General features: G+C 65.4%; 10 protein-coding genes and 2 pseudogenes. 3 read left to right on the top strand and 9 right to left on the bottom strand.

What is annotated here, in order from left to right:
• Window positions 1-16 precede the first annotated feature (16 nt).
• The 5 genes and pseudogenes from FDW83_RS13825 to FDW83_RS13805 all read right to left on the bottom strand — a co-directional run bounded on the left by FDW83_RS13825 (window position 17) and on the right by FDW83_RS13805 (window position 5,282).
• Window positions 17-442, bottom strand: a complete 426-nt coding sequence (locus FDW83_RS13825; protein WP_138138660.1) for a CoA-binding protein — start codon at window positions 440-442, stop codon at window positions 17-19.
• Between the two features lie 787 nt (window positions 443-1,229).
• Window positions 1,230-1,760, bottom strand: a pseudogene (locus tag FDW83_RS13820) (RNA polymerase sigma factor); the annotation flags it as partial.
• 271 nt (window positions 1,761-2,031) lie between these two features.
• Window positions 2,032-2,373 carry a YegP family protein gene (locus FDW83_RS13815; protein ID WP_138138659.1) on the bottom strand — a complete coding sequence of 114 codons (342 nt, stop codon included), beginning with the start codon at window positions 2,371-2,373 and terminating at the stop codon, window positions 2,032-2,034.
• 322 nt (window positions 2,374-2,695) lie between these two features.
• Complete coding sequence (locus FDW83_RS13810; RefSeq protein WP_138138658.1) at window positions 2,696-3,985, bottom strand: adenylosuccinate synthase; 1,290 nt, start codon at window positions 3,983-3,985, stop codon at window positions 2,696-2,698.
• A gap of 241 nt (window positions 3,986-4,226) precedes the next feature.
• Window positions 4,227-5,282: a M14 family zinc carboxypeptidase gene (locus tag FDW83_RS13805; RefSeq protein ID WP_138138657.1), complete on the bottom strand. Its 1,056-nt coding sequence runs from the start codon at window positions 5,280-5,282 to the stop codon at window positions 4,227-4,229.
• A 123-nt stretch (window positions 5,283-5,405) separates the two neighbouring features.
• Between FDW83_RS13805 and FDW83_RS13800 the strand changes: the two are divergent.
• Together FDW83_RS13800 and FDW83_RS13795 are read left to right on the top strand one after the other, a co-directional pair.
• Window positions 5,406-6,552: pseudogene (locus FDW83_RS13800) on the top strand (cobalamin-independent methionine synthase II family protein); the annotation flags it as partial.
• Between the two features lie 210 nt (window positions 6,553-6,762).
• Window positions 6,763-7,392: a uracil-DNA glycosylase gene (locus tag FDW83_RS13795; protein ID WP_138138656.1), complete on the top strand. Its 630-nt coding sequence runs from the start codon at window positions 6,763-6,765 to the stop codon at window positions 7,390-7,392.
• A gap of 170 nt (window positions 7,393-7,562) precedes the next feature.
• Here the strand turns inward: FDW83_RS13795 and FDW83_RS13790 are convergent, their stop codons facing one another.
• From FDW83_RS13790 to FDW83_RS13780, 3 genes are all read right to left on the bottom strand, one after another.
• Entirely contained in the window at window positions 7,563-7,985 is a 423-nt protein-coding gene (locus tag FDW83_RS13790) for a DUF3151 domain-containing protein (protein WP_138138655.1), read from the bottom strand.
• Entirely contained in the window at window positions 7,986-9,005 is a 1,020-nt protein-coding gene (gene fbaA, locus FDW83_RS13785) for a class II fructose-bisphosphate aldolase (protein ID WP_138138654.1), read from the bottom strand.
• Between the two features lie 148 nt (window positions 9,006-9,153).
• Complete coding sequence (locus tag FDW83_RS13780; RefSeq protein ID WP_240720988.1) at window positions 9,154-9,816, bottom strand: TrmH family RNA methyltransferase; 663 nt, start codon at window positions 9,814-9,816, stop codon at window positions 9,154-9,156.
• A gap of 70 nt (window positions 9,817-9,886) precedes the next feature.
• Between FDW83_RS13780 and FDW83_RS13775 the strand changes: the two genes are divergently transcribed.
• Complete coding sequence (locus FDW83_RS13775; RefSeq protein ID WP_171027562.1) at window positions 9,887-10,717, top strand: HAD-IIA family hydrolase; 831 nt, start codon at window positions 9,887-9,889, stop codon at window positions 10,715-10,717.
• Here the strand turns inward: FDW83_RS13775 and FDW83_RS13770 are convergent.
• The gene (locus tag FDW83_RS13770; RefSeq protein WP_138138651.1) at window positions 10,714-11,754 is read right to left on the bottom strand and encodes an alpha/beta hydrolase; all 1,041 of its coding nucleotides are present in this window, start codon (window positions 11,752-11,754) and stop codon (window positions 10,714-10,716) included. The genes FDW83_RS13775 and FDW83_RS13770 overlap by 4 nt on opposite strands.
• Window positions 11,755-11,776: the final 22 nt, after the last annotated feature.

The following is an 11,776-nucleotide window of genomic DNA, read 5'->3' as shown; positions in this document are numbered from 1 at the left end:
CGTTTCCGCCCTAAAGTCAGAGGTTGTACCTCCAGGCCTGCTGCGCCGGGCAGACATCCATCACCACGTCCAGCCCGGCGGCCTTTGCCCGGGCCACCGCGGCCTCGTCGATAACTCCCAGTTGAAGCCAGACGGACTTCGCACCCACCGCAATCGCCTCGTCCACCACGCCACCCACCCGTTGGGAATTAACAAAGCAGTCAACGACGTCGATGGGGTGCTTTTCAGCGGGAATGTCACGGAGGCTGCGGTACCCCTGTTCGCCGTGCACAGCATCGCCGGGCAGGTTAACGGGGATGATTTCCATCCCCATGCGGTCCCTGATGAACAGTGACGTGTCGTAGGCGGCGCGCCACTTGTTGGTGGTGAGACCCACGATTGCCCACCGCCCCTTGGTCCGCATCAGGCGTTCGATGACAGCGGGATCGTTAATGTGCGGCATGCACCCAGCCTACCTGCGGGAACGAAGCCACCTGCCAAATGCCCGCGCGCTTCCTGAACTATCGTTGGAACTTCTGGAGCCAGGCATCCACGGGCGTTCCGGCAGGATTTCCGGAAGCAGCCCGGGCCGGCCGGAGGACTTCTGCCAAGGGCTCCACCAGACGCCTGACCGGGCCGTCGCTTTCCCCCGCCGTGCGTGCTTTGGCCGGGACGGCAGGATCTGCGCCTTCCGGCTGTCCGGCACCAGGATTGGCCGGTGCCGGACCTTTCCTGCCGTCCCCGTCATACACGCGGGCCGCGCCCTGCCCGCTGCTGTCCGGGTTGCCGGCCCCGGCGTTCGATGCCAGCGGCGGCGGATTCCCGGCCGCCATAACGGGCAGCCCGGACTGTGGTTCTTCGGCTACGGGCAACTGCCCGCCGGCCGGTTCGGGAGTATGGCTGCCGGCTGGTTCAGGATCCACTACCGGAGTAGGCGTAGGAGGGACCTCAACCACCGATGACACGGCAGCGGGGTGCAGGAAATCAGGTTCCGGCAGCTGTGCCCGGATGGACCAGGAGGGCGTCCAGTCTTCGAGCATGTCCTGCACCGAAAAGCTGTTGCCTGCCTGGACGGAAACGGCTGAGCTGGCAGCAACGCCGCCAATGCCGGTCCCCATCCCGGCCAGCAGGGCAAGTCCCAGGGCAGTGGGACGCATGAAGGGACGGCGACGGCGGCGTGCCAGTTCGTCTGCAGGCGCACCGGCGGCGGTGATCAGCCTGGCGAGGTCACCGGTTGGTTCGGGGGCAGGAAGGGACGAAAGCGATCCGATCGAAAGCTGCTTAACGGCGCCGGCGCTCTTGCCCATGGCCTCTGCTGACTGGTCCACGGTGAGACCGGCCACGAGGCGGAGCGACAGGACCTCCCGCTGGTCGTCGGCAAGGCCGTCCAGGAGGCCGAGGACCTCCTGCGGCGCTATGCGTTCCAGCACCTGGGTTTCCGCCGAGGAATCCTCGCGCTGGTCCAGGTCCGGTTCAAGGGGCAATTTCACGGGGACGCGACTTTGCCGGCGGTGGTCGTCCACCATCCGCGCGTGGGCCACCGAGAAGAGCAATGTGCGCAACCCGGCTACGCCGCCTTGGACCGAGTCGAGCCGCGGCAGGACGGCCAGGAACACTCCCTGCATTGCGGCCTCTGGATCCCCGACTCCCCGGGCCGTGAGATAACCCAGTACCTGTGATGCATAGGTCCGGTAAACGAGGCTGAAGACGGCTTGGCGGGGTTCGTCCCGCAGAGCCTCGTCAGTCAGTGCATCGGTCCTGGACGTAGTGCTTTCAGTCAAGGAGGGATGCCGGCTGGGTTGGCAGTCCACACCGGGAATGCCTTTGCCCCGCCTTACTTCACCCTTCAGTAACTGGCGCGTCCGGAACCGCCACGGGCGCTACCGGTCCGGCACAACGCAGCTGTCCCTGCCACCGGCAATGAAAGAGCCGGCCTGGAACGTGATGGGGGACATGTTCCAGGCCGGCGCTACATCTGGGTAATCGCTGCGGAGGCCGAAAGGGTTACGCGGTTATTGAAAAACTTTTAAGAATGTTTGGACGGCGCTGCGCTCAGGATGCCAGGACGCGGATCCAGTGTGGTGTAGCGGCCAGTTTCCGGGGCCCTGCGGCAAGGGCGGACGAGTGTGCTTTCACGGGCATGCGCACGCCGCAGTCCGGCTGGGCGACGGATACGGGATCAGCAGCAGGAGCCGGGCGGGCAACCGCACCTGAGGGGCAGAGGTCCGTGACGAGCCCCGTGCCGGCGCACTCCCGGACTGCGGCGATCCCGGCTGCCACCGCGGTCTTATCCTCGAACGGTCGTGAAACGGCCATAACTGTGCCGTCAGGGCCCAGGAGGCGGAACCTGAACAGCGACTCTGAGTCAACAAACACTTCAAAGTTCCCGGCCATAGCGAATCCTTCCGGTCTGCGGGATCCTGCTGGCGACGTCGTCGTGCCGGATGGTCCGGTCGCATCGCTGCGTTGTCTTCCGCGGGTTGTGGGTGGAACCGTCTGGTGAGCAATTCACCTGGTGGTTACGAGTGTGCGGTCCGCACCGCACCCCCAACAAGACCGGGCAAGTAAAGCCTGTGTAAATTGCATGCACTCGTAACCCTCCTGAACCCAAAGGCAACGGCGGGCCACCCGCAAGGGTGACCCGCCGCCGTCGTCTCCATCCGCTCCCCAGCCTCGCAAGCTCGGCCAGGGAACCCTGCGGGCGTGGGCCCACACGTCAGTCGTTGATGAGGTCGTTCACCACGATGGTCTGGTCCCGGTCCGGCCCCACGCCGATTGCGGAGAAGCGGGTACCTGACAGCTTCTCCAGGGCAAGCACGTAGTTGCGTGCGTTCTCCGGAAGGTCAGCGAGCGTCCGGGCACCGGTGATGTCCTCGGTCCAGCCGTCGAAGTACTCGAAGATGGGCTTGGCATGGTGGAACTCGGTCTGCGTCATGGGCATTTCGTCGTGGCGGACGCCGTCCACGTCGTAGGCCACGCAGACGGGGATCTGTTCGATGCCGGTAAGGACGTCCAGCTTTGTGACGAAGTAGTCCGTGAAGCCGTTGACGCGGGAGGCGTGGCGGGCCAGGACGGCGTCGTACCAGCCGCAGCGCCGCGGGCGGCCTGTGTTGACGCCGAATTCGCCGCCGGTCTTCTGCAGGTACAGGCCCATGTCGTCGAAGAGTTCCGTGGGGAAGGGCCCGGCGCCGACGCGCGTGGTGTACGCCTTGATGATGCCGATGGAGCGGGAGATCCGGGTGGGGCCGATGCCTGAGCCCACCGACGCGCCGCCGGCCGTGGGATTCGAGGAGGTGACGAACGGGTAGGTGCCGTGGTCAACGTCCAGGAATGTCGCCTGGCCGCCTTCCATCAGGACAACTTTGCCTTCATCCAGCGCGGCGTTAAGGACCAGGGTGCTGTCGATGACCAGGGGGCGGAGGCGCTCGGCGAAGGACAGGAAGTACTCCACGATCTCGTCCACCACCACGCCGCGGCGGTTGTAGACCTTGACGAGCAGTTCGTTCTTCTGGCGCAGCGAGCCTTCCACCTTCTGGCGGAGGATGGACTCGTCAAAGACGTCCTGTACGCGGATGCCGAGGCGGGCCACTTTATCCATGTAGGCGGGACCGATGCCGCGTCCGGTGGTGCCGATGGCACGCTTGCCGAGGAAGCGTTCGGTCACCTTGTCCAGGACCTGGTGGTATGGGGCAACCAGATGGGCGTTGGCGGAGACGCGCAACTTGGAGGTGTCGGCGCCGCGGGCCTGGAGGCCGTCGATTTCCTGGAAGAGTGCTTCGAGGTTCACCACGCAGCCGTTGCCGATGATAGGGACGGCGTTGGGGCTGAGAATGCCTGCCGGCAGGAGTTTGAGTTCGTACTTTTCACCGCCTACGACGACGGTGTGCCCGGCGTTGTTGCCGCCGTTCGGCTTGACGACGTAATCGACGCGGCCGCCCAGCAGGTCGGTGGCCTTGCCCTTACCTTCGTCGCCCCACTGGGCTCCTACGATCACAATTGCTGGCATGGGATCCTCCCCCATTCGTTCGGGCTGCCCGGGCCCGGCCATTGCGTGGCGGTCCGGCCGGCGCCGTTCATGAGAATGCCCCGAGTGGACCGGCTTTCCGCCGTTCCGCAAGGGAACAGCAGCGCGATGGCCCCGGGGCTCTTACCACCCAAGTTTAGCGGATGGCCGACTTTGTCCACTGGTGCCGCTCTTGCGCTCCTTTACGGAAGGTAAAGGAGCGAAAGAGCAGCACGCCGCGGTTTTACTCGTCGTCGGCTTCCTCACCCGGCCGGGACGTCTGTTCGGCAAGGCTGTCCCAGAAGGAGGTGTCGGCGTCGGCGATGGAACCGTCCGCGATCGCAGCGGCGGTGGCCGTCAGGGTGGTCACCGTCTGCTTGATCAGGTAGCCGTTGCTGCGCAGGCCCAGGGCGTAGCCGTCCAGGTAGTGGTCTGACATGCCGCGCATCTCGAACAGCAGTGTGGCAATGCCGTATTCGACGGCGAGGCCGTTGCGGCTGATGGTCTCGGCGCTGCCGCCCACGTATTTGCCCAGGTGGCCCCAGCCCGTGGAGTCAACGTTGTCGAAGACCACGGCGCCAAGCTGCTTGGACCTCTCGACGACGGCAGGATCGGCCTTCGGGGTGGTGGGGTACAGGATGGAACCGGACACCAGTTCACCGTCCCGCTGGCTGCGCGTGCCCTGGTGGTGCAGGTCGATCATGTAGTCGATGTGGTACTTGCTCATGACGTTGTTATGCAGCGCCTGGGTTTCGGGCTGGATCTTGGCTACGTGGTCCCGGTTGAGGTCCACTCCCTCGGCGTTGTAGCGGGTCATGTTGCGGTCGCCCTTTGCGATGTAGTCTTCCAGCGAGAAGTTCACATCGCCCATGGCGCCGTCGGCGTTGAGCATGGGGACCACCAGGATGTTCACGCCTTCCAGGATGTCAGCGGACTTACCGGTCCCCAGGTGCTTGATGAACTGCAGCGCCCCCTCGGTGGTGAGCTGCTCATTGCCGTGCTGCTGGGTCAGGTACAGAATGGTCGGCTTGGCCGGGTCCGAGATGTACTTGACCAAATGGATGTCGCGGCCTTTGACCGTCTGCCCGATCACTTCCAGCTCCATTGCCGGCTGGCGGGCGTCCTGGTCCTTCAGGAAGGAAACCATCTGGTCATAGGTGGCCAGCTTGGAGGTGGTGATCTGGCCGTTGCCGTCGTAGTTCGGCCCCTCGCCCACGGCGTGCGCCAGCGGAGCGGGACCGGCCAGGACGGCCAGTGCCAGGGCTCCGGAAACGGCAAGGGTCTTGAAGGATTTTTTCACAGTGCGTTACCTCTTTCGAGTGCATAGGTGCTCCAGTCCGCCATGTCCCCCATTTCGAACTGTGACAACAGCCAAGCAAAGTAAACGCTTTCTGTCAATCAATTCGACTAATTAGTCGTCCCGCCGCGTACGCCCGAACTCATTGCGGCCAATGCCGCGCGTGAGCAGAACCCTGCCGACGCCGAGGGCTTCAATGAGCTCCTGGCAGCATCCGTGGTGGACCTCGTGCAGCGCCAGCAAAGCGTGGGCGTGGACATTGCCAATGACGGCGAGTACGGCCACGCCATAGCAGCCGCTGTCGACTACGGCGCCTGGTGGTCCTACTCCTTCGCCCGGCTGGGCGGGCTGGAGCTGGACAATGATGCCAAGCGGGCAGTGGAACCCAAGGAATCCAGCCCAGGCAACGTCCAGCTCACCGGCTTCATCCGCCGCCGCGACCGCACCATTTTTGCCGAGGCCTACAACGATCCCGCCAGCGGCATCTTCACGGGCGGCCCCAAGGTCACCGGTCCGCTGGTGTACACCGCCCACGAGGCCGTTGCCTCCGACATCGCGAACCTCAAGGCAGGCCTTGAAGCTTCAGGCCTGAAGGAAGGGTTCGTTGCCGCGCTCTCCCCCGGAAGCGCGTCCCGCATCACCAACGGGTACTACGCCACGGAAGAGGAGTACATCTACGCCTGCGCCGATGCGCTCCGCGAAGAGTACAAGGCCATCATCGACGCCGGCCTCATCCTGCAGATCGATGACCCATCCATCGCCGAAAACTGGGACCAGATCAGCCCCGAGCCCAGCGTCAAAAACTACCTCAAGTTCACGCAGATCCGGGTGGAGGCACTGAACTACGCCCTCCGCGGCTTCCCCGAGGAAGCAGGTCCGGTTCCATCTCTGCTGGGGCTCCTGGCACGGCCCGGACACTACCGACCTCCCCCTTGCGGACCTGGTGGACACGATGCTGCAGATCAACGCCGGCGGCTACTCCTTCGAGGCTGCGAACGTGCGCCACGAGCACGAGTGGCGCGTCTGGGAAGACACCAAGCTCCCCGAGGGTAAAGCCATCATCCCCGGCATCGTGTCCCACGCCACCAACGTGGTAGAGCACCCCGACCTTGTGGCGGACCGGATTGTCCGTTTCGCCGAGGTTGTGGGCCGTGAAAACGTCATCGCCTCCACGGACTGCGGGCTGGGCGGAAGGGTCCATCCGCAGATAGCCTTCGCCAAGCTCGAGTGGCTCGGAGAAGGAGCGCGCCGCGCCACCAAGCGCCTCTGGTAACCAGCCACCTGCTCAAACCGGATACGCCGGCTGTGCCTACAATCACCGGAAGGCCCAGCCGGCGTTTCCGTTCCCGGGGCTTGCTAGACTGGACAAGGCCGGCCAAGAGCCGGCCCACCCCAAATCACCGCCGCTGATGCGTCGCGCCCTCGCGCGCCCAATTCCGCCGGCGGAAAGCACCGCCAATCCCCGCAGGAGAACCAGCAGTACATGACAACCCTGGCCCCCGAATCCTTCCATGAGCAGCTCCTCAGCCGCCGCTACGAACCCAACGTCGCCGCCGTCAACGAGCTGTGCGATTCCCTCCAGGAAGCCAGGCCCGGCAGCGTGGTGCCTTATGCGGATCCCATGCACGACGTCGAAGAATGCCGGATCGTCAGCCTGTTCTCCAACATCGGCGAGGCGGACGAGTCCGGCTTCATCACCGCCGGCGACCAGGACGCCGCCACCCGCATGCTTGGCATCCAGTGGAAGCTGGGCCTGCGCCCCGAGTACGTTATGCCGTGGAACGTGCACCCCTGGCACACTCCGGGTAAGCCCAACGGCAAGTTCACCCCGGACCAGATCCAGGCCGGCCTCAAGCCGCTGCTCAAGTTCCTGGCGCTGGTTCCCCGCGCCTCCGTCATTGTCGCGCACGGCACCGAGGCAAACCGCCTGGCCAACCTGTTGCTGAAGACCGAAGTGCCGCTCCTCTGGCGGCGCGGCCTGAAGACCTACAAGGTCCGTTCACTGAGCGGCCGCGCCTTCGCCGGTTCCCCGGCCCGCCAGGAGGAGTACCTCCAGGAAATGCGCGTAGCCTACGCCGACGCCATGGCCCGCACGGGACTGCAGCGCCCATAAGTCGGTGGTTGAGCCTGTCGAAATCCAGGTTTCGACAGACTCAACCAGGACGGAATAACGACGACGGCGGGCGGTCACCTTTCCCGAAAGGTGACCGCCCGCCGTCGTCTCCACCCGCTCCCTAGCCTCGCAAGCTCGGCCAGGGAACCCTGCGTGCGTGGGCCCGGAAGTCAGTAGCCTTCGATCGCAGCCTTGGCTGCGGGATCTGAGTCCTGGAGGAACTTCGCAATGCGCTCCGGCTCTTCCGCCTCGCCGATGGCGGCCGAGGCCCGGCCCAGCGAGTACAGGGCGCGCAGGAACCCGCGGTTGGGCTCGTGCTCCCACGGGATGGGACCGGCGCCCCGCCAGCCGTTCCGGCGCAGGGAATCCAGACCCCGGTGGTAGCCCACGCGGGCGTAGGCGTAGGAGTCGATGGTGCGCCCCTCCGTCCACGCCTCTTCGGCGAGGATCGCCCACAACAGGGACGACGTGGGATGCTTGGCCACGAGGTCCACAGCTTCCTGGCCGAGGGCCAGGTGCTGGTACACCTCAGTCTCCGCAGGCAGGAGCGTGGGCTCCGGACCCATCAGGTTCTTGCGGAACTCGTCCGACATCTAGAAGGTCTTTCCGGCCGAGCCGAGCTGCTTGGTGGCCTCGACCACGCGGGCTGCCAAACCGGCTTCGGCGGAGGCGCCCCAGACGCGGGGGTCGTAGGTCTTCTTGTTGCCCACTTCGCCGTCGACCTTCAGGACACCGTCGTAGTTCTTGAACATGTGGTCGGCCACCGGGCGCGTGTAGGCGTACTGGGTGTCCGTATCGATGTTCATCTTGATGGTGCCGTAGGAGACGGCGTCGGCAATTTCCTGGTCCGAGGAACCGGAGCCGCCGTGGAACACCAGGTCGAACGGGTTCTCCTTGCCGATCCTGGCGCCCACCTGGGCCTGGATGTCCTTCAGGATCTCCGGGCGCAGCTTCACGCCGCCGGGCTTGTACACGCCGTGCACGTTGCCGAAGGTCAGCGCCGTGATGTAGCGGCCGTTCTCACCGGCGCCCAGGGCCTCGACGGTGGCCAGGGCGTCCTCAACCGTGGTGTAGAGCTTTTCGTTGATCTCGTTCTCAACGCCGTCCTCTTCGCCGCCGACAGTGCCGATCTCAACCTCGAGGATCATCTTGGCGGCAGCCGTGCGCTCCAGCAGTTCCCGGGCGATGCGCAGGTTCTCCTGCAGCGTCTCGGCGGAGCCGTCCCACATGTGGGAGTTGAACAGCGGGTTGCGGCCGGCCTTGACCTCGGCCTCGGAAGCGGCCAGCAGCGGCAGGACAAAGCCGTCCAGCTTGTCCTTGGGGCAGTGGTCCGTGTGCAGCGCGATGTTGACGCCGTAGTTCTTGGCCACCTCGCGGGCAAAAGCTGCGAAGCCCAGCGAACCGGCAACCATGTCCTTGGTGGACGCGCCTGACCAGTACGCGGCACCGCCGGTGGACACCTGGACGATACCGTCCGACTCAGCCTCGGCGAAACCGCGCAGCGCTGCGTTCAGCGTCTGCGAGGACGTCACGTTCACGGCCGGGTAAGCGAAGCCGCCGGCCTTCGCGCGGTCGATCATCTCGGAGTAGATCTCTGGGGTTGCAATGGGCATGCTGACTCCTATGCTGAGTTTCGTTCGAGGGCTGGTAACCCGAAGAGCGCTGTACGGCTAGCACCCATCCTAGCGATATCCGCCACAGCGCCGGAGGATTCGGGTCTGCGGGCGGTAACACTCCCGCGAGTTGGCATTCGGCGCCGGATTAGCGCTGGACGTGCTGGTTGAAGACGTGCCGCCGCACCCACGCGTGCATGGCAATTGCCGCGGCGGAGGCGGCGTTGATGGACCGTGTGGACCCGAACTGCTCAATGGACAACGTCGCCTCCGCGGCCTGGTGCACCTCCGGCGTCAGCCCGGGGCCCTCCTGCCCGAATACCAGCACGCAGTCCCGCGGCAGGTCGTAGGTCTCCAGCGGCACCGAGTCCGGGAAGATGTCCACCCCGATAATCGCCAGGCCCTCCCCCTGCGCCCACGCCACGAAGTCCTCCACCGTGGGGTGGTGGCGGACGTGCTGGTAGCGGTCGGTGACCATGGCGCCGCGCCTGTTCCACCGCCGTCGTCCGATTATGTGCACTTCCTTGGCGAGGAAGGCGTTGGCGGTGCGCACCACCGTGCCGATGTTGAGGTCGTGCTGCCAGTTTTCGATGGCCACGTGGAAGTTGTGCCGGCGCGAGTCCAGCTCCGCCACGATCGCCTCGTGCTTCCAATAACGGTACTTGTCCAGCACATTGCGCCGGTCGCCGTCGGCCAGCAGGTCCGGATCCCAGTGGTCGCCTTCGGGAAGCTCACCTTCCCAGGGCCCGACGCCGACCTCCGCCTTGGGTGCCCCGGCCTCCTCGGGCTGCGGGTTGGCGGGGTCAGGCATGCCAGGCGTTTGGTCCACCCCTCAACACTAGACTGGACCACTGGACCAATCATCACCGGTGGAGGCAAGCGTGGCAGAAGCAGACCAGGTAGTTAGCAACCCGGCGGTTTACCGCAGCGGCCAGGAGATCGAGTGCTGGCTGACGGACATGGACGGTGTGCTCGTGCACGAAAACCAGGCCGTTCCCGGCGCCGCGGAGCTCATCCAGCGGTGGGTGGACACGTCCAGGCGTTTCCTGGTCCTCACCAACAACTCCATCTTCACGCCCCGCGACCTGGCCGCCCGGCTCCGTGCCTCCGGACTTGAGGTACCGGAGGAAAACATCTGGACCTCCGCCCTGGCCACCGCACAGTTCCTGAAGGACCAGGTACAGGGCTCAGGGTCCGGCAACCGCGCGTACACCATCGGCGAGGCAGGGCTGACGACGGCGCTGCACGAGGCAGGTTTCATTCTCACCGACCAGGACCCGGACTTCGTTGTGCTCGGCGAAACGCGCACGTATTCCTTCGAGGCCATCACCACCGCCATCCGCCTCATCCTTGCCGGAGCACGGTTCATCGCCACCAACCCGGACGCCACGGGCCCGTCCAAGGACGGCCCCCTGCCGGCAACCGGCGCCATCGCCGCCCTCATCACCAAGGCCACGGACCGGGAACCCTATGTGGTGGGCAAGCCCAACCCGATGATGTTCCGCTCCGCCATGAACCAGATCGACGCACATTCAGAGACGACCGCCATGATCGGCGACCGCATGGACACGGACATCATCGCCGGCATGGAAGCCGGCCTGCACACCGTCCTGGTCCTGACCGGCATCACCCGGCGCGAGGACATCGGTGCGTACCCGTTCCGGCCCAACCAGGTCCTGAACTCCGTGGCCGACCTCAAGAACCAGATCTAGAACACGCTCACCCGGGAACCGCCGCGGGGCAGCGGGAAGAACCCGTCCAGCAGCGCCTCCAACAGCGGGTTGTACACGTTGGGGTTCCAGCCGGGGCTGGCGTGGGCCGGGGCGGCGCCGGTGGTCTGCAAATCCGTGGACACCATGTTGTCCTTGTACGCCACCGCCCAGGCCTCGGCTGCCGTCTGGTAACGGACAGTGCGGTCCCTGGGGTTTCCGATGTACGCCATCTTCGCATCGCCGATCTTCCCGGCGAAGCGGGCACCATCGAAATGGTAGATGTACGCGGACTCCGTCTGGACCAGCACGCTGGACGGTGCGATCGGCGACAGCTGCTCCAACGTCTGGTCCAGGATCTGCCGCCAGCTTCGCTCATCCTTGTGGATGACCCGTTCACCCAGCTCGTATCCGCCGCGAAGGGTGGACGGGAACCGGAAGCCGCGCTCGTAAAGGAACACCACGCCGTCGAACCAGCTCTGGTCCAGGACGTCGTGCTTGCTGTAGGGGCTGCAGTCCAGCACGATGAATTCCACTTCCACGCCGTGGATCTCCAGCAGGCGCGCCGCCACCTGCGTAGCCACCATCCCGCCAAAGCTGTGGCCGTAGAAGTACAGCTTGGTGAGTTTCTGGGCCCGGACGTACTCGATCACTGCGATGACCACGTCGTCGATGTCCAGCCCCTGGTTGGAATAGCCGACGGCGGCCAGCCGGGCCCGCTTGTTGAGGGAGCCGCGGAGCGAATTCAGGATCCACTGGGCTTCCTCCCAGCTGGTTTTGTAACCGGGAAACAGGAACCAGCTGGCATCCGGGTAGTACAGGTCCGCGAACTGGTCGGAAACGGGGAGGATTTTTTCCGTCTGGCGCTGCGACTGGACCTGGCGGGTGAGGAGCATGTCCGCGGCAAGCAGGCCGGAGGCGCCCGCCCCGGTGAGGAAGGCGCGGCGCGAGAACTGCTTTAGGGCAGCGGCGTCCGTCAGCAGGCGTGCTGCGGGTGCGCCGCGCCGGTCCTGCGGATTTACCTCCCCCTCATACGGCACGCCACTACCGTAGGCACAACCG

The sequence above is a fragment of the Pseudarthrobacter sp. NamE2 genome (assembly GCF_005796205.1).
Lineage (GTDB): Bacteria > Actinomycetota > Actinomycetes > Actinomycetales > Micrococcaceae > Arthrobacter.
The sequence above is the reverse complement of the archived record's forward strand: the minus strand, read 5'-3'. Positions and strand labels throughout refer to the sequence as shown.

Excerpts from the sequence above, each read along its gene's own strand:
- FDW83_RS13825 (WP_138138660.1), bottom strand. The coding sequence starts at position 442 with ATGCCGCACATTAACGATCCCGCTGTCATCGAACGCCTGATGCGGACC.
- FDW83_RS13815 (WP_138138659.1), bottom strand. The coding sequence starts at position 2,373 with ATGGCCGGGAACTTTGAAGTGTTTGTTGACTCAGAGTCGCTGTTCAGG.
- FDW83_RS13810 (WP_138138658.1), bottom strand. The coding sequence starts at position 3,985 with ATGCCAGCAATTGTGATCGTAGGAGCCCAGTGGGGCGACGAAGGTAAG.
- FDW83_RS13795 (WP_138138656.1), top strand. The coding sequence starts at position 6,763 with ATGACAACCCTGGCCCCCGAATCCTTCCATGAGCAGCTCCTCAGCCGC.
- FDW83_RS13790 (WP_138138655.1), bottom strand. The coding sequence starts at position 7,985 with ATGTCGGACGAGTTCCGCAAGAACCTGATGGGTCCGGAGCCCACGCTC.
- fbaA (WP_138138654.1), bottom strand. The coding sequence starts at position 9,005 with ATGCCCATTGCAACCCCAGAGATCTACTCCGAGATGATCGACCGCGCG.
- FDW83_RS13780 (WP_240720988.1), bottom strand. The coding sequence starts at position 9,816 with ATGCCTGACCCCGCCAACCCGCAGCCCGAGGAGGCCGGGGCACCCAAG.